24 protein-coding genes and 1 other annotated feature are annotated in these 23,172 nt (G+C 39.5%); of the genes, 22 read left to right on the top strand and 2 right to left on the bottom strand.

From position 1 onward, the window contains the following. Positions 1-52 precede the first annotated feature (52 nt). From cvfB to B7721_RS05955, 4 genes are all read left to right on the top strand, one after another. Positions 53-907 (top strand): RNA-binding virulence regulatory protein CvfB, encoded by an 855-nt coding sequence (gene cvfB, locus B7721_RS05940; RefSeq protein ID WP_084878031.1) that lies wholly within the window; start codon positions 53-55, stop codon positions 905-907. A gap of 11 nt (positions 908-918) precedes the next feature. Continuing rightward, complete coding sequence (locus B7721_RS05945) at positions 919-1,524, top strand: GrpB family protein (protein WP_084878033.1); 606 nt, start codon at positions 919-921, stop codon at positions 1,522-1,524. Next, positions 1,521-1,736, top strand: coding sequence for a YozE family protein (locus B7721_RS05950; RefSeq protein WP_001232091.1), 216 nt, complete (start codon positions 1,521-1,523; stop codon positions 1,734-1,736). The genes B7721_RS05945 and B7721_RS05950 overlap by 4 nt, the downstream gene beginning before the upstream one ends. 80 nt (positions 1,737-1,816) lie before the next feature. Continuing rightward, positions 1,817-2,803: a PhoH family protein gene (locus B7721_RS05955; RefSeq protein WP_000658168.1), complete on the top strand. Its 987-nt coding sequence runs from the start codon at positions 1,817-1,819 to the stop codon at positions 2,801-2,803. A 49-nt stretch (positions 2,804-2,852) separates the two neighbouring features. Here the strand turns inward: B7721_RS05955 and ald are convergent, their stop codons facing one another. Further along, positions 2,853-3,965, bottom strand: a complete 1,113-nt coding sequence (gene ald, locus B7721_RS05960) for an alanine dehydrogenase (protein ID WP_084878035.1) — start codon at positions 3,963-3,965, stop codon at positions 2,853-2,855. 176 nt (positions 3,966-4,141) lie between these two features. Here ald and B7721_RS05965 point away from each other — a divergent pair, with 176 nt between their 5' ends. The 17 genes from B7721_RS05965 (at position 4,142) to B7721_RS06045 (ending at position 20,198) form a co-directional block, all read left to right on the top strand. Then, entirely contained in the window at positions 4,142-4,711 is a 570-nt protein-coding gene (locus B7721_RS05965) for a GNAT family N-acetyltransferase (RefSeq protein ID WP_084878036.1), read from the top strand. Between the two features lie 66 nt (positions 4,712-4,777). Then, the gene (locus B7721_RS05970; protein ID WP_084878038.1) at positions 4,778-5,428 is read left to right on the top strand and encodes a helix-hairpin-helix domain-containing protein; all 651 of its coding nucleotides are present in this window, start codon (positions 4,778-4,780) and stop codon (positions 5,426-5,428) included. Further along, positions 5,412-7,652 (top strand): DNA internalization-related competence protein ComEC/Rec2, encoded by a 2,241-nt coding sequence (locus B7721_RS05975; protein ID WP_084878040.1) that lies wholly within the window; start codon positions 5,412-5,414, stop codon positions 7,650-7,652. Before B7721_RS05970 ends, B7721_RS05975 begins: the two co-directional genes overlap by 17 nt. A gap of 72 nt (positions 7,653-7,724) precedes the next feature. After that, positions 7,725-7,856, top strand: a sequence feature (ribosomal protein L20 leader region). Positions 7,857-7,871: 15 nt separating this feature from the next. Then, complete coding sequence (infC, locus tag B7721_RS05980; protein ID WP_000848184.1) at positions 7,872-8,402, top strand: translation initiation factor IF-3; 531 nt, start codon at positions 7,872-7,874, stop codon at positions 8,400-8,402. A gap of 32 nt (positions 8,403-8,434) precedes the next feature. Next, entirely contained in the window at positions 8,435-8,635 is a 201-nt protein-coding gene (rpmI, locus tag B7721_RS05985) for a 50S ribosomal protein L35 (RefSeq protein WP_001125942.1), read from the top strand. Positions 8,636-8,686: 51 nt separating this feature from the next. After that, complete coding sequence (rplT, locus tag B7721_RS05990; RefSeq protein ID WP_000124830.1) at positions 8,687-9,046, top strand: 50S ribosomal protein L20; 360 nt, start codon at positions 8,687-8,689, stop codon at positions 9,044-9,046. 57 nt (positions 9,047-9,103) lie between these two features. Beyond that, complete coding sequence (gloA, locus tag B7721_RS05995; protein ID WP_042902591.1) at positions 9,104-9,484, top strand: lactoylglutathione lyase; 381 nt, start codon at positions 9,104-9,106, stop codon at positions 9,482-9,484. A 246-nt stretch (positions 9,485-9,730) separates the two neighbouring features. After that, on the top strand, positions 9,731-10,531 hold the full coding sequence (locus tag B7721_RS06000) for a dihydroorotate dehydrogenase electron transfer subunit (protein ID WP_084878042.1): 801 nt from the start codon (positions 9,731-9,733) through the stop codon (positions 10,529-10,531). Continuing rightward, positions 10,494-11,480 carry a dihydroorotate dehydrogenase gene (locus B7721_RS06005; protein ID WP_162283496.1) on the top strand — a complete coding sequence of 329 codons (987 nt, stop codon included), beginning with the start codon at positions 10,494-10,496 and terminating at the stop codon, positions 11,478-11,480. Before B7721_RS06000 ends, B7721_RS06005 begins: the two co-directional genes overlap by 38 nt. A 110-nt stretch (positions 11,481-11,590) precedes the next feature. Beyond that, positions 11,591-13,843 (top strand): glucosaminidase domain-containing protein, encoded by a 2,253-nt coding sequence (locus tag B7721_RS06010; protein WP_084878045.1) that lies wholly within the window; start codon positions 11,591-11,593, stop codon positions 13,841-13,843. A 168-nt stretch (positions 13,844-14,011) separates the two neighbouring features. Continuing rightward, positions 14,012-15,046, top strand: a complete 1,035-nt coding sequence (locus tag B7721_RS06015) for a DNA/RNA non-specific endonuclease (RefSeq protein ID WP_084878046.1) — start codon at positions 14,012-14,014, stop codon at positions 15,044-15,046. Between the two features lie 94 nt (positions 15,047-15,140). Continuing rightward, positions 15,141-16,067, top strand: a complete 927-nt coding sequence (locus B7721_RS06020; RefSeq protein WP_001269449.1) for an aldo/keto reductase — start codon at positions 15,141-15,143, stop codon at positions 16,065-16,067. A gap of 96 nt (positions 16,068-16,163) precedes the next feature. Beyond that, positions 16,164-16,400: a DUF2829 domain-containing protein gene (locus B7721_RS06025; RefSeq protein WP_000141913.1), complete on the top strand. Its 237-nt coding sequence runs from the start codon at positions 16,164-16,166 to the stop codon at positions 16,398-16,400. Further along, positions 16,393-17,091: a 3-oxoacyl-ACP reductase gene (locus B7721_RS06030; RefSeq protein ID WP_084878048.1), complete on the top strand. Its 699-nt coding sequence runs from the start codon at positions 16,393-16,395 to the stop codon at positions 17,089-17,091. Before B7721_RS06025 ends, B7721_RS06030 begins: the two co-directional genes overlap by 8 nt. A gap of 10 nt (positions 17,092-17,101) precedes the next feature. Continuing rightward, entirely contained in the window at positions 17,102-17,602 is a 501-nt protein-coding gene (locus B7721_RS06035; RefSeq protein WP_044020921.1) for an NUDIX hydrolase, read from the top strand. Beyond that, complete coding sequence (locus tag B7721_RS06040) at positions 17,580-18,323, top strand: putative PEP-binding protein (RefSeq protein ID WP_239823803.1); 744 nt, start codon at positions 17,580-17,582, stop codon at positions 18,321-18,323. The genes B7721_RS06035 and B7721_RS06040 overlap by 23 nt, the downstream gene beginning before the upstream one ends. A gap of 39 nt (positions 18,324-18,362) precedes the next feature. Further along, positions 18,363-20,198: a recombinase family protein gene (locus B7721_RS06045; RefSeq protein WP_084878049.1), complete on the top strand. Its 1,836-nt coding sequence runs from the start codon at positions 18,363-18,365 to the stop codon at positions 20,196-20,198. Positions 20,199-20,221: 23 nt separating this feature from the next. On the opposite strand, the gene B7721_RS06050 is transcribed toward B7721_RS06045, so the two are convergent. Continuing rightward, complete coding sequence (locus tag B7721_RS06050; RefSeq protein ID WP_084878051.1) at positions 20,222-21,184, bottom strand: helix-turn-helix domain-containing protein; 963 nt, start codon at positions 21,182-21,184, stop codon at positions 20,222-20,224. A 226-nt stretch (positions 21,185-21,410) separates the two neighbouring features. Between B7721_RS06050 and B7721_RS06055 the strand changes: the two genes are divergently transcribed. Continuing rightward, a complete protein-coding gene (locus B7721_RS06055) occupies positions 21,411-23,168 on the top strand; it encodes an ABC transporter ATP-binding protein (RefSeq protein ID WP_084878053.1) in 1,758 nt (585 codons plus the stop codon). Positions 23,169-23,172: the final 4 nt, after the last annotated feature.

Consider the following 23,172-nt stretch of genomic DNA (forward strand, 5'->3'; position numbering starts at 1 on the left):
CAGAAAAACTCAGTTGGCATTGCTGGCTGAGTTTTATTCGAAAGAAGGAAATATGAATACAAATCTTGCAAGTTTTATCGTTGGACTCATCATCGATGAAAATGACCGTTTTTACTTTGTGCAAAAGGATGGTCAGACCTATGCTCTTGCCAAGGAAGAAGGTCAACATACGGTAGGTGATACGGTCAAAGGTTTTGCCTACACGGATATGAAGCAAAAACTCCGTCTGACAACCTTAGAAGTGACTTCCACTCAGGACCAATTTGGTTGGGGAACCGTAACAGAAGTTCGTAAGGACTTGGGTGTCTTTGTCGATACTGGTCTACCTGATAAGGAAATCGTTGTGTCACTTGATATCCTCCCTGAGCTCAAGGAACTCTGGCCTAAGAAGGGGGATAAACTCTACATCCGTCTTGAAGTGGACAAGAAAGACCGAATCTGGGGACTTTTGGCGTATCAGGAAGACTTTCAACGTCTGGCTCGTCCTGCCTACAACAACATGCAGAACCAAAACTGGCCAGCCATTGTATACCGTCTTAAGCTGTCAGGGACCTTTGTCTATCTGCCAGAGAATAACATGCTTGGTTTCATTCACCCAAGTGAGCGCTACGCAGAGCCACGTTTGGGGCAAGTGTTAGATGCGCGTGTCATCGGTTTCCGTGAAGTGGACCGCACCTTGAACCTATCCCTCAAACCACGTTCTTTTGAGATGTTGGAAAATGATGCCCAGATGATTTTGACCTACTTGGAAAGCAATGGCGGTTTCATGACCTTGAATGATAAGTCGTCTCCTGAGGATATCAAGGCAACCTTTGGTATCTCTAAAGGTCAGTTCAAGAAAGCACTCGGTGGCTTGATGAAGGCTGGCAAAATCAAGCAAGACCAGTTTGGGACAGAGTTGATTTAGGTCTTACAGACATGAAAAAGAAACTTGAAGAAATGAGTTTAGAGGAGCTCTGGCAACTTTTTCCTATTTTTCTAGTAGAGCACAAGTCAGAGTGGAAAGACTGGTATGAATCGGAAAAAACAAGTCTGAAAAAAATATTGGGTGCAAATGTTATTAAAAGAATAGAACATATCGGTAGCACTGCTATCCCTAATATTTGGGCCAAAAATATCGTTGATATTCTGTTAGAAGTAGGTAGAATAGAGGATTTAGCAAGAGTTAGGGATTTATTGGTGAAGAATGGTTGGCTAGTGATGTCGGAAAGTCCTAACAGGATTTCGCTAAATAAAGGATATACAGAGCAGGGATTTGCTGAGAAAGTTTTTCATTTACATTTGCGAATGGCGGGAGATCATGACGAGATTTATTTTAGAGATTATCTCTGCCAGCATCCAGATATTGCCCAAGCGTATCAGGAATTAAAACTAAGTTTGTGGAAAAAATTTGAACACAATCGAGACGCCTATACAGATGCGAAAACAGATTTTATAAACCACTATGTGTCAGAGGCTAAGTCCAGTAATTTTCAAGAATCAGAAAAGTTTCATCAAAAAAGTTTTGATAGGAGAAAGAATTGAGAAAATCATTTTACACTTGGCTCATGACCGAGCGCAATCCTAAAAGTAACAGTTCCAAAGCTATCTTGGCAGACCTCGCTTTTGAAGAGTCAGCCTTCCCAAAACACACAGATGATTTTGATGAGGTGAGTCGCTTTTTGGAGGAACATGCCAGTTTCTCTTTTAACCTTGGTGACTTTGACGCCATTTGGCAAGAATACTTAGAACACTAGAGACAATGAGATGAGGCTAGTATTTTATTGTTCTCTTTGCTATAATAAAAAGAAATAAACGGATTAGAGAGGTTCTTTATTTGAAGGAACATTCAATAGACATTCAACTGAGTCATCCAGATGACTTGTTTCATCTTTTTGGTTCCAATGAGCGCCATCTTCGTTTGATGGAAGAAGAGCTCGATGTGGTGATTCATGCCCGTACGGAAATTGTCCAGGTTATCGGAGAAGAGTCTGCCTGTGAGGAAGCCCGTCAGGTTATCCAGGCTTTGATGGTCTTGGTGAATCGAGGAATGACGGTTGGCACGCCAGATGTGGTGACTGCGATTAGCATGGTCAAAAACGATGAAATCGACAAGTTTGTCGCCCTTTACGAAGAAGAAATCATCAAGGACAATACTGGGAAACCGATCCGTGTCAAAACCTTGGGTCAAAAACTTTATGTGGACAGTGTCAAACAGCATGATGTGACCTTTGGAATCGGACCTGCAGGAACTGGGAAGACCTTTCTTGCAGTGACCTTGGCAGTGACAGCCCTTAAACGTGGGCAGGTCAAGCGGATTATCCTTACTCGTCCAGCAGTGGAAGCAGGTGAGAGTCTAGGTTTCCTTCCGGGTGATCTCAAGGAGAAGGTGGATCCTTATCTTCGACCTGTTTATGATGCCTTGTATCAGATTCTCGGCAAAGACCAGACCACCCGTCTCATGGAGCGTGAAATTATCGAAATCGCGCCCCTTGCCTATATGCGTGGACGGACCTTGGACGATGCTTTTGTCATTCTCGATGAGGCACAAAATACGACTATCATGCAAATGAAGATGTTCTTGACGCGTTTAGGTTTTAATTCTAAGATGATTGTCAATGGAGATATCAGTCAGATTGATCTTCCGCGTAACGTCAAGTCCGGTTTGATTGATGCCCAAGAAAAGCTCAAGAACATTCACCAAATTGACTTTGTTCATTTTTCAGCCAAGGATGTGGTTCGCCATCCAGTTGTCGCTCAGATTATCCGAGCTTATGAACCAGCTCCAGTTAAGGTTGAAGAAAAGAACCAAGAAACAGAATAGCAAAAAAGCAGTTCAGATGTGAACTGCTTTTTTTAATGAGTGTCTAGCTTTAAAGAAGTTCGTCGATAGACGTATGATCTTTATCGAGCCCTTGAGCAACTGGGAGGCTGGTCAAGTAACCTTGATAAGTGGTCACACCTTGACGCAAGCCCTCATCTTCAGCAATTGCTTGTGCGAATCCTTTGCCAGCCAAAGCTTCGATATAAGGAAGAGTGACATTGGTTAGGGCGATGGTTGAAGTGCGAGCAACCGCACCAGGGATATTGGCAACGGCATAGTGGAGAACACCGTGTTTTTCATAAACAGGCTCATCGTGCGTGGTCACACGGTCAGCTGTCTCGATAACGCCACCTTGGTCAACGGCTACGTCAACGATGACAGAGCCTGGACGCATTTGTTTGACCATCTCATCTGTCACCAATTTCGGTGCTTTGGCACCAGGGATGAGAACTGCACCAATCACCACATCAGCATCTCTCACACTTGCTTCGATGTTGAATGAATTAGACATAAGAGTTTGAATTTGGTTTCCAAAGACTTCCTCTAGCACTGAGAGACGTTTGGCACTGATATCTAAAATAGTCACTTGAGCACCAAGTCCAAGGGCGATGCGTGCAGCATGTGTACCGACGACACCACCACCGATGATGGTTACTTTTCCTTTTGGAACACCCGGCACACCACCTAGTAGGACACCAGAGCCACCAGCTTGTTTGGTAAGGAAGTGAGCTCCGATTTGTACCGCCATACGACCTGCAACCTCACTCATAGGAACGAGGAGCGGTAGTTGTCCTTGATTGTCACGAACAGTTTCATAGGCAACTCCTGTTGTTTTTGCTGCTAGCATAGCATCTGCTAATTCTGGAGCAGCGGCCATGTGCAAGTAGGTGAAGAGAAGAAGATCGTCGCGCAAATAACCATATTCAGAAGCTAGTGGTTCTTTTACTTTCACGACCAACTCGGCAGCCCAGGCTTCAGCAGCAGTAGCGACAATCTCAGCTCCTTGCTTTTGATAGTCTGCATCAGTAAATCCTGAACCGAGACCAGCATTTGTTTCGATGAGGACACGATGTCCACGACTGACTAAACTGTGGACGCCAGCAGGAGTGAGGGCAACACGGTTTTCATTATTTTTAATTTCTTTTGGAATTCCGATTAACATAGAGATAACCTACCTTTCAATTGACGGTCTTGTTTTGGTTGTCACATTCCAGTTCATAAATCAAAAATGTGATGGTTTTATTGTATATGAAACCGCTTCAAAAATCAAGAAAAACTTGTCATCCAAATTTATTTATGCTAGACTAGTGAGAATCAAGCTCTAATGGAGGGAAAAGTATGGAATCAATATTTGTGAAATTTGCCCAGTATCCATCAATAGAAACGGAGCGTTTATTGCTCCGACCTGTAACCTTGGACGATGCAGAAGCCATGTTTGAGTATGCTTCAGACAGAGAAAATACACGCTACACTTTTCCAACAAATCAAAGCTTAGAAGAAACTAAGAATAACATTGCTCAGTTTTACTTGGCTAATCCCTTGGGCCGCTGGGGGATCGAGCTAAAAAGCAATGGTCAGTTTATTGGAACCATTGATTTGCTCAAGATTGACCACATTCTCAAAAAAGCAGCTATTGGTTACATTATCAACCAAAAGTATTGGAATCAAGGATTGACGACAGAAGCCAATCGTTCCGTGATTGAGCTGGCTTTTGAGAAGATTGGAATGAACAAGTTGACAGCTCTTCACGATAAAGACAATCCCGCATCAGGAAAGGTCATGGAGAAATCAGGTATGCGTTTTTCCCACGAAGAACCCTATGCCAAAATGGATAATAAAGAACCAGGTCGAATTATCACAAGAGTTCATTATGTCTTGACTAAGGAAGACTATTTTGAAAATAAATAAGCAGTTGAAAAGATTTTTCAGCTGTTTTTTTCTTTCACTTACGAATAACTTAAGAGAGGAGAAAATATGGAAGTCATTATCGAAAAAATCAAAGAGTATAAAATCATTGTCATCTGTGCTGTTTTAGGCTTGGCCTTGGGCGCATTTTTCCTACTAAAGCCAACTTCACAAACACCCGTCAAAGAAAAGAATTTGCAGGCTGAAGTCGCAGCTGTTTCAAAGGATTCATCGTCTGAAAAAGAAGTGAACAAGGAAGAGAAGGAAGAATCTCCTGAACAAGATCTGATAACAGTAGATGTCAAAGGTGCTGTTAAATCGCCAGGGATTTATGACTTGCCAGTAGGGAGTCGTGTTCATGATGCTGTTCAGAAAGCTGGTGGATTGACAGAGGAAGCAGATAGTAAATCGATCAATCTCGCTCAGAAAGTCAGTGACGAGGCTCTTGTCTATGTTCCAACTAAGGGAGAAGAAGCGGCTAGTCAGCAGGCTGCCTCTGGAACGACTCCTTCGACAAGTAAAGAAAAGAAGGTCAATCTCAATAAAGCTAGTCTGGAAGAACTAAAGCAGGTCAAAGGCTTGGGAGGAAAGCGAGCCCAGGATATTATAGACCATCGTGAGGCAAATGGCAAATTCAAGTCGGTAGATGAATTAAAGAAGGTCTCTGGCATTGGCGCTAAGACCATAGAAAAGCTAAAAGATTATGTCACAGTGGATTAAGAATTTCCCTATCCCCCTAATCTATCTGAGCTTTCTGTTGCTCTGGCTTTACTATGCCATTTTTGGAGTGTCCTATCTCGCACTGCTAGGTTTTGTTTTTTTGCTCGTCTGTCTCTTTTTCCAATTTCCTTGGAAATCGGCTGGTAAAGTTTTAGCGATTTGTGGAGTCTTTGGCTTTTGGTTTCTGTTTCAAAACTGGCAACAGACACAAGCTAGTCAAAACTTGGTCGATTATGTAGAAAAGGTGAGGGTTTTACCAGATACCATTAAGGTCAATGGAGATAGTCTGTCCTTTCGGGGCAAGGCTGACGGCCGTACCTTCCAAGTTTACTATAAACTCCAGTCTGAGGAGGAGAAAGAGCAATTTCAAGCCTTAACAGATCTTCACGAGATAGAGCTAGAAGGGAAAGTTTCAGAGCCTGAAGGTCAGAGGAATTTTGGTGGATTTGACTATCAAGCCTATCTGAAAACTCAGGGGATTTACCAAACTTTGACTATCAAGAGTATCCAGTCAATGAAACAGGTTAAAAGTTGGGATATAGGAGAAAATCTGTCTAGTTTACGTCGAAAGGCTGTAGTTTGGATCAAGACGCACTTTCCAGACCCTATGCGCAACTATATGACAGGGCTCTTGCTGGGACATTTGGACACGGACTTTGAGGAAATGAATGAGCTCTATTCCAGTCTTGGAATTATCCATCTCTTTGCCTTGTCAGGTATGCAAGTGGGCTTCTTTATGGAGGCCTTTAAGAAACTCCTCTTGCGATTGGGCTTGACTCAAGAAAAGTTGAAGTGGCTGACCTATCCCTTTTCCCTTATCTATGCAGCTCTGACAGGATTTTCAGCATCTGTTATTCGCAGTCTCTTGCAAAAGTTACTGGCCCAACATGGTGTTAAAGGTTTGGATAATTTTGCCTTGACGATCCTTGTCCTCTTTATCATCATGCCCAACTTTTTCTTGATAGCTGGAGGAGTCTTGTCCTGCGCTTATGCTTTTATCTTGACTATGACTAGCAAAGAAGGCGATGGGATCAAGGCTGTTGCCAGAGAAAGTTTGGTCATTTCTTTGGGAATATTGCCCATTCTATCCTTTTATTTTGCAGAATTTCAGCCTTGGTCTATTCTTTTGACCTTTGTCTTTTCCTTTCTGTTTGATGTGGTCTTCTTGCCACTTTTGTCCATCTTATTTATTCTGTCTTTTGTTTACCCAGTCACTCAGTTTAACTTTGTCTTTGAGTGGTTGGAGGGCGTCATTCGCTTGGTATCGCAGCTGGCTAGTAGGCCCTTGGTCTTTGGACAACCCAACGCATGGCTGTTGATTCTACTGTTAGTTTCATTGGCCTTTGTCTATGACTTTAGGAAAAACATCAAAAGACTAGCAGGATTCAGTCTCTTTATCGTAGGGCTCTTTTTCTTAACCAAGCATCCACTGGAAAATGAAATCACCATGCTGGATGTGGGGCAAGGAGAAAGTATTTTCCTACGGGATATGACTGGTAAAACTATTCTCATAGATGTCGGTGGCAGGGCAGATTCTGATAAGAAAATCGAAAAATGGCAAGAAAAGGCGACGACCAGCAATGCTCAGCGCACTTTGATTCCCTATCTTAAAAGTCGTGGAGTAGACAAGATTGACCAGCTGGTTTTGACCAACACAGAGAAGGAGCATGTTGGAGATTTGCTGGAGGTGACCAAGGCTTTCCATGTCGGAGAGATTTTAGTATCAAAAGGAAGTCTGACACAGAAGGAATTTGTAGCGGAACTAGAAGCAAGTCAAACCAAGGTACGTAGTGTGGCAGCTGGGGAGAATTTACTGATTTTTGGCAGTTACTTAGAAGTCCTATCTCCAAGGCAGATTGGAGATGGGAATCGTGATGGTTCCCTGGTTCTTTATGGGAGACTCTTGGATAAGCACTTTCTCTTCACAGGAAATTTGAAAGAGAAGGGAGAGAAGGATCTTCTAAAGCAATACCCTGACTTAGAGGTGGCTGTCTTGAAAGCAAGCCAACATGGTGCTAAAACCTCATCAAATCCAACTTTCCTAGAAAAAATCAAACCAGAAATTACTCTCATCTCAGTTGGAAAAAACAATCTTGCGAAACTCCCCCATCAGGAAACCTTGACACGACTGGAAAGTATCAAGAGTAAGATTTACCGAACTGACCAGCAAGGGGCTATCCGCTTTACAGGGTGGAATAGTTGGAGAATTGAAACGGTTCGATAAAATAGATAAACTTTTCGAAAAATTGACTTTTTATCTTGACAAGGGATAGAAAACTTGGTATCATATAAAAGTTGAGAAAAGCAGAAGTGAGAGCTTCTCGCCTTGTGACATCAAGTTGCCTGGCCCTACGGATGAAAAGTTTCTAAGAAACGCTATCATAACGTGCGGGCTTGTATCATTACGAGCCCGCTCTTGTTTTTCTCTAATAATAAAAAAGAGGTGAAAACCATAGCAAAGCAAGACTTATTCATCAATGATGAAATTCGTGTACGTGAAGTTCGCTTGATCGGTCTTGAGGGAGAACAGCTAGGCATCAAGCCACTCAGCGAAGCGCAAGCATTGGCTGATAGTGCAAATGTTGACTTAGTATTGATTCAACCCCAAGCAAAACCACCTGTTGCTAAAATTATGGACTACGGTAAGTTCAAATTTGAGTACCAGAAAAAGCAAAAAGAACAACGTAAAAAACAAAGTGTTGTTACTGTGAAAGAAGTTCGTCTGAGTCCAACTATTGACAAGGGTGACTTTGACACAAAACTTCGCAATGCACGCAAGTTCCTTGAAAAAGGAAATAAAGTTAAGGTATCCATTCGCTTTAAAGGGCGTATGATCACCCATAAAGAGATTGGTGCAAAAGTTTTAGCCGAGTTTGCTGAAGCAACACAAGATATTGCGATCATCGAACAACGAGCTAAGATGGATGGACGCCAAATGTTCATGCAGTTGGCGCCAGCAACTGACAAAAAATAATTGTCAGAAAGTTAAATAAAGGAGAAAAAATCATGCCAAAACAAAAAACACACCGCGCATCAGCTAAACGTTTCAAACGTACAGGTTCTGGTGGACTTAAACGTTTCCGTGCTTACACTTCTCACCGTTTCCACGGAAAAACTAAGAAACAACGTCGTCATCTTCGTAAAGCATCTATGGTGCATTCAGGAGATTTCAAACGTATCAAAGCAATGCTTACTCGCTTGAAATAATAGCCTAACAGTAAGTAAACAATTCTAGGAAATATTTGGAGGAAATAAAACATGGCACGTGTTAAAGGTGGCGTTGTATCACGCAAACGTCGTAAACGTATTCTTAAATTAGCAAAAGGTTACTATGGAGCTAAACACATCTTGTTCCGTACTGCAAAAGAACAAGTAATGAACTCTTACTACTATGCATACCGTGACCGTCGTCAGAAAAAACGTGACTTCCGTAAATTGTGGATCACTCGTATCAATGCGGCAGCTCGTTTGAACGGACTTTCTTACTCACAATTGATGCATGGTTTGAAATTGGCTGAAATCGAAGTTAACCGTAAAATGCTTGCTGACTTGGCTGTTAACGACGCAGCAGCTTTCACAGCTCTTGCAGATGCAGCTAAAGCAAAACTTGGTAAATAATAATTGATAAGACTGGAACAGAATTGTCCCAGTCTTTTTAAAAATAAAGGAGAATATATGGCTTCAAAAATGCTACACACTTGCTTGCGAGTAGAAAACCTTGAAAAATCAATCGCATTCTATCAAGATGCTTTTGGTTTTAAAGAGTTGCGTCGCAAGGATTTCCCAGATTATGCCTTCACCATTGTCTATTTAGGACTTGATGGTGATGACTACGAGTTGGAATTGACCTATAACTATGACCACGGCCCTTACGTGGTAGGAGATGGCTTCGCCCATATTGCCCTCAGTACACCTGACCTTGAGGCACTTCATCAAGAACATAGCAACAAAGGCTATGAGGTTACAGAGCCAAAAGGCCTACCTGGAAACCCACCAAACTATTACTTTGTCAAGGATCCTGATGGCTACAAGGTTGAAGTGATTCGTGAAAAATAATCCAGTACAGTCAAGTAGAATGTTCGTTTTCTACTTGACTTTTTTACTTTGAAAGAGTATACTAATACAAGTTTAACCTTTAAGGGGAGTCCAGAGAGACTCACAAGGTGTCAGATAAAAGTGATAGGGAACTCTCTGTGGAGACTTTTTAAGTGTGCGCATGAGTTCTGTCCTATCTCGACTGAGACCTTGCTATTGCAAGGTCTTTTCTTTATCTGGTCCCCTTAAAATTTAAGGAGGAAGATTATGAATCCCACATGTAAGAAGCGTATGGGTGCGATTCGTTTGGAAACCATGAAGGTGGTTGCACAGGAGGAAATCGCTCCAGCAATCTTTGAATTAGTCCTAGAAGGGGAAATGGTTGAAGCTATGCGTGCAGGCCAATTTCTCCATCTGCGCGTGCCTGATGATTCCCATCTCTTGCGTCGTCCGATTTCAATTTCGTCTATTGACAAGGCTAAGAAGCAGTGTCGCCTCATTTATCGGATTGAAGGTGCTGGGACCGCTATTTTTTCAACATTAAGTCAGGGAGATACTCTTGATGTGATGGGACCTCAGGGAAATGGTTTTGACTTGTCTGACCTTGACGATCAGAGCAAAGTTCTCCTCGTTGGTGGTGGAATTGGTGTTCCACCCTTGCTCGAGGTAGCCAAGGAATTGCATGCGCGGGGGGTGAAACTAGTAACAGTTCTTGGTTTTGCTAATAAAGATGCTGTCATACTCGAAAAGGAATTGGCCCAATATGGTCAGGTTTTTGTTACGACAGATGATGGTTCTTATGGCATCAAGGGAAATGTGTCAGTCGTCATCAATGATTTAGATAATCAGTTTGATGCCGTCTACTCATGTGGAGCTCCAGGAATGATGAAGTACATCAATCAAAGATTTCATGACCACCCAAGAGCCTATCTATCTCTAGAATCTCGTATGGCTTGCGGGATGGGGGCCTGCTATGCCTGCGTTCTAAAAGTGCCAGATAGTGAGACTGTCAGTCAACGCGTCTGTGAAGATGGCCCTGTTTTCCGAACTGGAACAGTTGTATTATAAGGAGAAAGTCATGACTAACAAACGTTTACAAGTTTCTCTACCGGGCTTGGACTTGAAAAATCCTATCATACCAGCATCAGGCTGTTTTGGTTTCGGCCAAGAGTATGCCAAATACTATGATTTAGACCTTTTAGGCTCCATTATGATCAAGGCGACGACACTTGAACCCCGTTTTGGGAATCCTACTCCCAGGGTGGCAGAAACGCCTGCAGGTATGCTCAATGCAATCGGTTTACAAAATCCAGGTTTAGAAGCTGTTTTAGCTGAAAAGTTGCCTTGGCTGGAAAGAGAATATCCTTCGCTTCCCATCATCGCCAATGTAGCAGGCTTTTCAAAACAAGAGTACGCTGCCGTTTCTCGAGGAATTTCCAAGGCAGCTAATGTAAAAGCGATTGAGCTCAACATCTCTTGTCCGAATGTGGATCACGGCAATCATGGACTTTTGATTGGGCAAGATCCTGACTTGGCTTATGAAGTGGTAAAGGCAGCTGTGGAAGCCTCTGATGTGCCAGTTTATGTTAAATTAACCCCTAGTGTAACGGATGTTGTCACCATCGCCAAAGCCGCAGAAGATGCAGGGGCAAGTGGCCTAACCATGATCAATACCCTTGTCGGTATGCGCTTTGACCTTAAAACCAGAAAACCAATCCTAGCCAATGGAACAGGTGGAATGTCTGGACCAGCAGTCTTTCCAGTAGCCCTCAAACTCATCCGCCAAGTCGCCCAAACAACCGACCTTCCCATCATTGGAATGGGAGGAGTGGATTCTGCTGAAGCAGCGCTAGAAATGTATCTGGCTGGTGCCTCTGCTATCGGAGTTGGAACAGCCAATTTTACCAATCCATATGCCTGTCCTGATATTATTGAAAATTTACCAAAAGTCATGGATAAATACGGCATTAGCAGTCTAGAAAATCTCCGTCAGGAAGTCAAAGCCAATCTGAGATAAGCTAGGTCTTCCTTATCGTCAACAAGAAATAGAATCTTCATCAATTTGTAATATTTCCGTCGATTAACTATGTTACAATAGGGTTTAGAAAACGTTATTGGAGCATTTAAATGAAACGATGGAAAGTGGCCCTAGTAAGTGCTGGCTTATTGGGGTGTTTTTTTACTGTAGTGGAGACAGCAAAAGCAGAAGAGGGGACTTGGCAAGGAAAGACCTACCTCAAAGCAGACGGGAAACCAGCAACCAAGCAATGGCTTTTTGACCAAACGCATCAGAACTGGTTTTATCTTAAAGATAATGGTCAACGTGCAGAAAATGGCTGGTTGACAGTTGGTGGTAAAGATTACTATTTTAACGAAGCTGGAAAATTAGCTACGAAAACGTGGGTTGGCCAGTACTATGTGACTGAAAGTGGTGCTAAAGCAAAGGAACAGTGGATATTTAATCAGGAAAAAGAATCCTGGTATTATCTAAAGTCTGATGGTCAGAAAGCTCAAAAAGAATGGATTCAACAAGGTCAAGAAAAATATTACCTTAAAGAAGACGGGAAAATGGCCAAAGATGAGTGGATCACTCAAGGTGAGAACCAGTACTACATCAATTCACAAGGTAAAATGCTGAAAAATGCTTGGCTTGGTAAAAGCTATATATCAGAAAATGGTAATAAGGTTAAACAAGCCTGGATTTATGATGACAACTATAGCAGTTGGTTCTACCTTCAACAAGATGGTACCTATGCTGAAAATAGGTGGTTAACTATAGATGGGAAGGACTACCATTTTAAATCAGGCGGTTATCTTTCTACTGAACGTTGGATTGATCGCTTCTATGTTGCGAAGAGTGGAGCTAAATTGAAATCGGAATGGCTCTTTGATAAGAATTATGATGCTTGGTTTTACTTGAAAGCTGACGGAACCTATGCCGAAAAAGGCTGGGAAACGATTAAAGAAAAAGATTACCATTTCAAATCAGGCGGCTATCTTTCTACCGAGCGCTGGATAGATCGCTTCTATGTTGCTAAAAGTGGAGCTAAAGTAAAATCGGAATGGCTCTTTGACAAGAATTATAACTCTTGGTTTTACTTGAAAGCTGACGGAACCTATGCTGAAAAAGGTTGGCAAACCATCAAAGGAAAGGATTACCATTTCAAATCAGGTGGCTACCTCTCTACGGAAACTTGGATTGACCGCAGTTATGTGACGAGCAGTGGAGCAAAAGCAGGAAAGGGCTGGCTCTTTGATAAGAAATATAACTCTTGGTTCTATATCAAGGCTGATGGAAATTACACCAACAAAGAATGGGTCTGGGATAATGGCTACTATTATCTCAAATCAGGAGGCTACATGGCCACAAGTGAGTGGGTATGGTACAAGAACAATTGGTTCTACCTCAAGTCAAATGGAAAGATGGCTGAGAAAGAATTAATCTACGATTCATCCGACCAATCATGGTACTACCTTAAATCCGGCGGTTATATGGCAAAAAATGAGACTGTGGATGGTCATACCTTGGATGATTCTGGTAGATGGCATGTTGCGGATAAAACCAAATATTACAAAGTTAAACCAATCACAGCCTATGTCTATAGTGCATCTGGAGAAATCTTAAGTTATATTAACCAAGGAAGCATTGTTTCACTGGATAGTTCGACTCGAAAAGGTGGCCGACTTGCAGTTTCGATTTCAGGTTTGTCTGGCTATATGAATCAAAGTGATTTGACGGCAGTAGATGAAAGAAGTGAATTTATCCCACATTATACTAGTGATGGGAAATTCCTCTACCATGAACTCTCTCCATACACGAGTATCAAAGTAGCTCCACACACATCTGCTATGGTTATTGGTAAGAAGTACTACTCAACTGACGGGGAGCATTTTGATGGCTTTACCATTAAAAATCCTTTCCTCTACAAAAACTTGAGAGAACCAAGTAATTATAGTGCAGCTGAATTGGATAAACTGTATTCGATGATGAACTTGCAGGATAGTCCTCTTGCAGGTAAAGGAGCGACTTTCAAAGAAGCTGAGGAACGCTACGGTGTCAATGCCCTTTACTTGATGGCACATAGTGCCCTTGAAAGTGCTTGGGGGCGCAGTCAAATTGCCAGAGATAAGAACAATTTCTTTGGTATTGCTGCTTATGATACTAGCCCATATCTCTCAGCCAAGAGCTTTGATAATGTGGACAAAGGAATTCTCGGAGCGGCCAAGTGGATCCGTGAGAATTATATTGACTATGGTAGAGACCACCTTGGAAATAAAGCAACCGGAATGAATGTTCGCTATGCTTCAGATCCATACTGGGGTGAGAAGATAGCCAGCATCATGATGACTATCAACAGCAAACTTGGTTGGAAAGACTAATCAAAAGAAATCAACGGTAACTACTGAAAAAGTGGTTATCGTTTTTGTTTTGAACATTGGAGGAGAAATAGTATAATAACAGTATCTTTATTCTTGAACAATTAACAAAATGATAGTAAAATGTAATAGGAGATATTAATCTAATTATTATATAAAAAGGAGAATTTTATGAAAAAGTTACTATCCTTCTCAATTGCTTTGCTTTCCATCACAACATTAGTTGCTTGTTCTGGACATAAGGCGGAATCAAAGGTCCCAGAAGAAAAAATTGAACAGAAGCAAATCAAGTTTGATGAGAAGTTGTTTAAAGAAGCTGGACTCTTGCCTTTTAAAAATGAAAAGCAGCTAGAACTTGGGGAATTGGATTCTAAATCACGCGCAACGGGTGCTCATATTCAACTTAAGGACAGTGATGAGCCAACTGAGAAGAGAGAGTCCAAGTTGACTTATGATCCAGTTGGATGGCACAATTATAAATTCTTTTATGGTGATGGTAAAAAAGAAGCTTGGTTGATGAGTAGAGGTCATCTGATTGGTTACCAATTTAGTGGATTAAACGATGAAAAGAAAAACTTGGTTCCTATGACTAACTGGCTCAATGCTGGAAATTATTCTGGAACAGATGACCAAAACCAAAGTAGCATGCTTTATTATGAAAATCGATTGGACTCTTGGTTGGCCAATCACCCCAACTACTATCTTGACTACAAGGTAAACCCAATCTATCAGAAAGATGAATTAATTCCGAGACAAATTGAATTGCAGTATGTGGGAATAGATGAAAATGGCAAACTCTTGGAAATCAAATTGGGTGGTAGTAAAGAAAAGGTTGATCAGTATTCAGTGACGCATGTTGTTTTAGACAATGTTTCAGCTAATGCGGAAATCAATTATTTGGACGGTACGGCTAAAAATACAGTTGAAGATGCAAAGATAAAAGAAGAAAAAGAAAAGGCTAAGAAGGAAGCTGAGGAAAAAGCCAAGAAAGAGGCAGAAGAAAAAGAAGCAGCTGAAAAGAAAGCAAAAGAAGAAGAACAGGAAAAAGCTCGCCAAGCCGCACAAGAACAGGAAGAAAGCCAGGAATCAAACTCGCAATCAACAAATTCAGGTGGCTACTTTAGAGATAAAAACGGAAGATGGCACAGACCAAATGGTAAATTCGCTTCCAAGAAAGAAATTAGAGAAGCTGGATTGCAGTGGTAGGAAGAATTTAGTAGATACATAGTCAAAAAGCCGTTGGAAAACGGTTTTTTGTTATAATTAAATGAAGAATGTAGAATTAAAGGAGAAAAATTTGATGAGATACATAACTCTTGGTCAAGATGACAAAGAATTATCAGAAATTGTTCTCGGAATGATGAGAATAAAAGATAAGTCTGTAAAAGAAGTTGAAGAGCTTGTAGAAACAGCACTTTCTGTTGGAATCAATGCTTTTGACTTGGCTGATATTTATGGTCGTGGTCGTTGTGAAGAACTGTTAGGTATTGTCCTAAAAAATCGTCCAGATTTAAGAGAAAAGATGTGGATTCAGTCCAAATGTGGCATTCGCATTGAAGAATTTACCTATTTTGATTTTTCTAAGGACTATATTATAAAATCAGTCGACGGAATTTTGCAAAGATTGAAGATTGATCATCTAGATAGCTTGCTTCTTCATCGACCAGATGCTTTGATGGAATCTGACCAAGTAGCAGAAGCCTTTGATCTTCTTTATAAACAAGGTAAGGTCCGAGATTTTGGAGTTTCTAATCAAAATCCTATGATGATGGAGTTGCTTAAAAAAGATGTCAAGCAGCCGTTAGCTGTTAATCAGCTACAATTGAGTGCGGCTTTTACTCCAGGATTCGAATCAGGTTTTCATGTTAATATGGAAGATAGTCAAGCAACTATGCGAGATGGCAGCGTTTTTGAATATTGCAAATTACACGATGTGGTCATTCAAGCATGGTCTGTCTTACAATTCGGGTATTTTAAAGGGAACTTTGTTGGTAATGAGAAATTTCAAGCTTTGAATCAAGTACTTGATCGTCTAGCTTTTAAATATGGAGTAACCCCTTCAACTATTGCCATTTCTTGGATATTGCGTTATCCAGCAAAAATGCAGGCAGTCGTAGGTACAACAAATCCTAAGCATTTGAGAGAAGTTAGCCAAGCGGCAAACTTTAGCTTAACAAGAAAAGAATGGTATGAAATTTATCTTGCAGCAGGGAATAATTTGCCGTAAGTAGAAGCAGATTTAAATAAATCACAGTCAAAAAGCCGTTGGAAAACGGTTTTTTGTTATAATTAAATGAAGAATTTAGAATTAAAGGAGAACATCATGACTTTTGAAGAAATCCTGCCTGGGTTAAAGGCCAAGAAAAAATATGTACGAACTGGTTGGGGAGGGGCTGAAAACTATGTCCAACTCTTTGACACTATCGAGCAAAACGGGGTTGCGCTTGAAGTGACGCCCTATTTCCTAATCAACGTGTCTGGAGAAGGGGAAGGTTTTTCCATGTGGAGTCCGACACCTTGTGATGTTTTGGCGACAGATTGGGTAGAAGTGCATGACTAGACGTGTATTGATTACGGGAGTAAGTTCAGGGATTGGTCTGGCTCAAGCCCGACTCTTTTTAGAGAAGGGTTATCAAGTATATGGAATTGACCAAGGTGAAAATCCTCTCTTGGAGGGTGATTTTCACTTTTTACAGAGAGATTTGACCTTAGACTTGAAACCTGTTTTTGACTGGTGCCCTCAGGGGGATGTTTTGTGTAATACTGCAGGAGTTTTGGATGCTTACAAACCCTTATTGGAACAATCAGCGCAGGAAATTCAAGAGATTTTTGAAATCAACTATATGACTCCTGTTGAGTTGACTCGGCATTATTTGACACAAATGTTGGAAAATAAAAAAGGAATCATCATCAATATGTGTTCGATTGCTTCAAGTCTAGCTGGCGGAGGTGGTCACGCCTATACCTCGTCTAAGCACGCCTTAGCTGGCTTTACCAAGCAGTTGGCTCTAGACTATGCTGAGGATGGTATTCAGGTCTTTGGGATTGCTCCAGGAGCAGTCAATACAGCTATGACCGCTGCGGACTTTGAACCAGGTGGATTGGCTGACTGGGTGGCTAGTGAAACGCCAATCAAGCGCTGGATTGAGCCAGAGGAAATAGCAGAGCTTAGTCTTTTCTTAGCAAGTGGAAAGGCGAGCGCCATGCAGGGACAAATCCTGACCATTGATGGTGGTTGGTCGTTGAAGTAGGAGGAGTTGGATGGAAATCAAAAAACACTTTGGAGTTTATGCTGTTTGCTTTGAAAATGGGAAGTTACTCTGCATTGAAAAAACGAGAGGCCATTATCAACATCGTTATGATCTACCCGGAGGCAGTCAGCAACTTGGTGAAGGATTGACGGAAACGCTGATTAGAGAAGTTATGGAAGAGACAGGATTTACTGTTAGAAGCTACTCAAATCCTCGAATCTACGATGTTTTCGTCAGGGAAGAGTTAAAAAATTTTATGGTTCACCATATCATGGCATTTTATGATATTGAGGTCAACGAGAAGGAACCTCAGGTTACGATTTCGGATGCTGTGTCTGATGGTGCGAATGATTCACTCGGATATGTTTGGATGGATATTCAGAAAATCATAGAAGAAAATGTTTCACCATTAGTCTTGAAGGTTAAGTCTGAATTATTAGGATTTGCAGAGCTGGACAAGACCTTGTATATGAATTGGAAGGTGAGAGATGAGAAACCAACTTGTCCTTAGTGGAGAACAAATTGTTGAAAAAGTTTATCCTCAGTTATTGCACCACGTCGGTATGATTCGTGGAGAATATTTGTTGAGAGAGCTTAATCAGAACATCCTATTAGCAAGTTGCCAGCAATTTGTAAAAGATTATCTAGATACCATTTGCTCCTTGTACTCAGACGAAGAGGTTTGGTATCGTTTTTCAGAGTTAACAAATACAGAAGCTAATTGTTTAGAGGGGACTAAAGAGCATTTTGATGAAAATCATCCCTTGTTTGGTTATAGAGGAACTAGGCGCTTGCTGGCGTGTCCTGATGAATTTCAGGCTGAAGCACATGTCGTTACAGAAGTTTATCAAACAAATCCCAATCTGTCTGTTATCTTTCCTTTTGTCAATGATGCTGAGCAGTTAAAGCAAGTTATTAGAGTATTACGTCAGCATGGTTTTACTGGAAAAGTCGGCACAATGATTGAATTACCGTCAGCTTATTTTGACTTGGACAGGATACTGGAAACGGGTATTTCAAAGATTATAGTTGGAATGAATGATTTGACTTCTTTTGTTTTTGCGACTGTGAGAAACAGTCAATGGCATGATATGGAAAGTCCAATAATGTTAGATATGCTAAGACAGATGCAGGAAAAAGCAAGGATGAAAAAGATTGACTTTGCTGTAGCAGGAGTAATAGAATTAAGGAGAACACTTAATCACTGTTTTAGTGAAATATGTACTTCTTAATTCTTTTTTATTTAAAAAATTAAGAGGAAGGAGGTAAAAATGAGGAATTATGAAAAGATAACAGCACTCTATGAGAGACTAAGTCGTGATGACGAACTTCAAGGAGAAAGTAATTCAATCGTCAATCAAAAGAAAATCCTTGAAGAATATGCAAGTAAAAATAATCTATCCAACATCATACATTTTACAGATGACGGAATCAGCGGAACACAGTTTGACAGACCGGGATTTATGGCAATGATGAACGGAGTTAATCAAGGGAATATCGGTTGTATCATCGTAAAGGATATGAGTAGACTTGGCAGAGATTATCTTAAAGTCGGTCAATGTATGGAAATCCTAAGACAAAAGGGCGTAAGGTTGATTGCTATCAATGACAATGTAGATAGCTTTTACAGAGAGGATGACTTTACCCCTTTTAGAAATATTATGAATGAATGGTATGCAAGAGATACTTCAAGAAAAATACAATCTACATTCAGGTCAAAAGGAGAAAGCGGTAAGCATACGGCAAGCTCTCCACCTTATGGTTATATCAAAGATGAAAAAGACAAAGATAAGTGGATTGTAGATGAAAAAGCAGCGGAGATAGTAAGGCGAATATTTAATCTGACCATGCAAGGCAATGGTCCGTATCGAATAGCAAAGATATTAGAAGCAGAAAAAATTGATATACCTGCTTATCATCAACAAAAATTAGGATATGGACTACATCAAAGCAAAAATTTTGAATACCCTTATCGTTGGTGCAGCTCCACAATTGCAAGTATCTTAAAGAAACAAGAATACTTAGGTCATACTGTAAATTTCAAAACAAGAAAACATTTCAAGGATAAGAAAAGCAAATATGTATCTGAAGATAATTGGCTGATATTTGAAAATACCCATGAAGCAATCATAGACCAAGAAACCTTTGATAATGTACAAAGAATACGAGGAAATGTAAAAAGGTATCCTGACGGTTGGGGCGAATATCACTCACTAACAGGGCTTATGTATTGTGCTGATTGTGGAAGTAAAATGTATGTTCATAGAACAAGTAACTACAAAAATATCCCCTATTATACTTGCAGTGCCTACACGAAAGTCCCTTGTGGAACACTTTGTCCATCGGCTCACAGGATAAAAGCAGAAGCAGTATTAAACCTTATACAAGAAACCTTAAAAGACCTTAAAAAATATCTTGATGAAGATAACGAAGCTTTTATCCGCTCCATTCAAAATGAAATGGAAGAAAAGGAAAAAGTAGAGATAGAAAGGCAAAGAGTAAGACTAATTGATAGTAAGTCGAGAATACAAGAGTTAGAAAGGCTTATGTGCCGTATTTACGAAGATATGATACTTGAAAAAATACCAAGTAGTAGATATGAGATACTTAATAGCCAATATGAAACAGAGCAAAGAGCTTTAAGTAAAGAAATTAAAGACTTAGAGCTTACAATATCAAGATATGAAAAAGAAACAGACAGAGCAAGAAAATTCATATCTCTTATCAATCGCTATGAAAACTTTGATGAACTTACAACCACTATGATAAATGAGTTTGTAGAGAAGATTATCATTCACGAAAGGGATAGGAAAGGCAGTCAAAACTCAAAACAGAAGATAGAGATATATTTTAACTTTATCGGCAACTATGAGCTACCTACAGAAGAATTAACTGAAGAAGAACGCTTAAAACTTGAGGAAGAAGAGAGAAAAATCAACGAAAGAAAAGACAGACTTCATCAAAATTACCTAAAGCGTAAAGCAAACGGAAAACAACAGGAATACGAGGAAAGGTATAAAGCAAGGAGAGAACAAAAGAAACAGGAAAAGCTAAAGGTTTTGAAAAGGGGAGGTATACCATTGAGTGAATACAAAAAAAGAGATTGAGGTTAATCAATCTCTTTTCATTGTTATGAAGAACTGGTATTTTTTGTGTATTTTTTAATGTCTTTGGGATAAAATCCCTTATATTTTTTGAAGCATGTACTAAATTTACTGTGAGAGGAATATCCTACAGCCTCTGCTATATCTTGAATTTTAAGGGTAGAGTTCAGTAGGAGTAATTCCGCCATATTCATTCTCCGTCTTTGAGTATATTCTGTAATTGTGCATTGATATTTTTGCTTAAATAACTTTTTTAGTTTTGTGCCGCTCATAGTGGATATTTTTTCTAAAGTATCTTGTGAGATAGATGTTGCATAATGATCGTCTATATAATTGGTGACATTTTTCAAAGCCTCATCATCGGCAATAGATAGTGGATTGCTGTACTTATTTAAAAAAGAGTCTATTGTAATACTTAACCATTCCTTTGCCTTTGACTCAAAAAAGATTTCAGCAGCAGGAGATGCCATCTTGCAATTAAGGATATCTTTTGCGATTCTTTCTAAAGGCTTGTTTATTATAATGCTGGTATTAAAAAATAAATCTTCATAGTTACAGACTTTATTCTTATAAGAGGACAGGCATTGCTCTATCATGGACTGATTGAAATTTATACCGATTCCTAAATAAGGAGAGTTTTTGTGAAGTAAAAACCTAAAGTCTTTAGAATTTTTTGTATTTATAGTATAAAGTGAATTTGAAGAAAGATTTTGATAAGGATTAAAACATTCACCGTTTGCTGTAACTAAATAAGATAAATAAAGGGAATAGAAATTATTCAAACCAGAAAAACTTGTATGGATAATTTCTTTTTTTATGAAAACATCATAAATATCAATAGTGAAATTATCGCCCTCGTAAAACCAATATATGCCTTCTGCATTATCCGTGCTAAAACGGAATTCATGTCCTACAGTGGAGTATTTTGTATTATCGATAGATTCATCTGTAGAAAAAAAGTTTTTAACAAAGTTATAAAAATCACTCATATTATACCTCCGTGCTTTATATTTTATCCCGAATAGACATTATCCCGAATAGACTTATTTAGCCATATCTAATTGATTGAAATCCTCATTTATTATATAATAAATGATAGATAAAAACAAGAAAAACTATGCGTATTGCAAAAGAGTTTGAAAACAAGCCTCTAAAATCAGTCTAAAAAGGCTATTTATAGGGTTTGCTAATTTTAAAAAAAGGAGGAGTTGTTCAGTGAAGGATAAGAAGAAATCAATACTGAAAAGACTAATGGCTTACGGTGGTGAAAAAAGTTTTTTACTCTATATTGCTATGGTTATGTCTGCTGTATCAGGTGTCATGGTTTTGATGCCTATGGTATATATTCATAGAATTGTAAATAACTTAATTTTAAATGGGATGGTGAATTTTGATTATGTAAAGGAAAATTCAATTTATGCAGCAGTCTTTGCCGTTCTGGGGCTTTTTATATACCTAATAGGTTTAATTTTATCCCATATTTTTGCATTTGAAGTGGAAGATAACATTATTAAGACTTCCGTAACAAAACTAATAAACAAACCGCTTGGGTATTTCGATGACAAAGAAAGCGGAAGGATAAGAAATGTAATTGTGTCCGGAGCGTCTGAAACCCATTCTTTTATAGCGCATCAACTTCCTGATATGGCGATGACCATTATATCGCCAATCGTCCTGCTTGTATTTTTCTTCGTGTTTAACTGGAAGTTAGGACTTGCCAGTATGATACCGATGATTATCGGTATGACATTGATGTCATCTATGATGACAACCGAAACAAAAAAAATGAAGGATGAGTATTATGCAGGACTTTCCGATTTATCTTCTCAGACTGTGGAATATGTTCGAGGAATTCCTGTTGTTAAAACATTTGCACAAAGTGTTGAGAGCTTTGATAAGTTATATTCGTTAATCATAAAAACAAAAGACAATGTACTTAAGCTTACTATGAGTTATACGAATAAAATGTCGTGGTTTGAAACCGTTTCTACATCGACGGCATTTTTCTTGGTACCTGTGGCATTACTCTTAATAAAATTTAATGGAAACTTATCTAATGTAGTTGCAGATTCTGTTATTTACTTCCTAATAGGACCGGCATTTGCTACTTTTATTATGAGAACTGCGACGATTACACAATACAGTTATTTTGCAGAACTTGCTTTAGATAAAATTGAAAATATACTTGAGTTTGATGATTTTGTTTATGGAAATAAAACAAGTTCTGATGTTGGGATAGAGTTTAAAAATGTAAGCTTTTCTTATGAAGATGAAAATGTATTAGACGATATTTCATTTAAGGTGAATAAAGGAGAACGAGTTGCTTTAGTCGGATCATCAGGCAGTGGTAAAACTACTATAGCAAGGCTTGCTGCACGATTTTACGATATTAAAACAGGTGAAATTTATATTGGAGGAATTAATATAAAAGATTTTGAAAAAGAGGCTTTAATGAGAAAAATTGCTTTTGTTTTTCAAAACTCTAAACTATTTAAAATGAGTTTAAGAGATAATCTTTTAATCGGAAAGCCTGATGCGATGGATAAAGAAATAGATAGTGCTTTGATAAGTTCAGGTGCTAAGGATATTGTTCAAGGTTTGGAAGATGGGCTTGATACTGTTTATGGAACAAAAGGCACATATTTTTCGGGTGGAGAAGCTCAAAGGCTTTCTATAGCGAGAGCTTTTCTGAAAGATGCAGACATTATCATATTGGATGAAGCCACAGCTTTTGCAGATCCTGAGAATGAACATTTGATTCAGGAGTCTTTTAAGAAACTGTCAAAAAACAAGACAACATTAATGATTGCTCATAGATTATCTACAGTGATAGACGCGGACAAGATTCTCGTTATCGATAAGGGGAAAATTGTAGAAGAAGGCAAGCATTCAGATTTAATCGGTATGAGTGGGCCTTACAAAAAACTTTGGGAAGAATATCAAAAATCCGTAAATTGGAAGATAGGAGGTTAAACAT

This window comes from Streptococcus oralis subsp. oralis (assembly GCF_002096445.1).
Lineage (GTDB): Bacteria > Bacillota > Bacilli > Lactobacillales > Streptococcaceae > Streptococcus > Streptococcus oralis_N.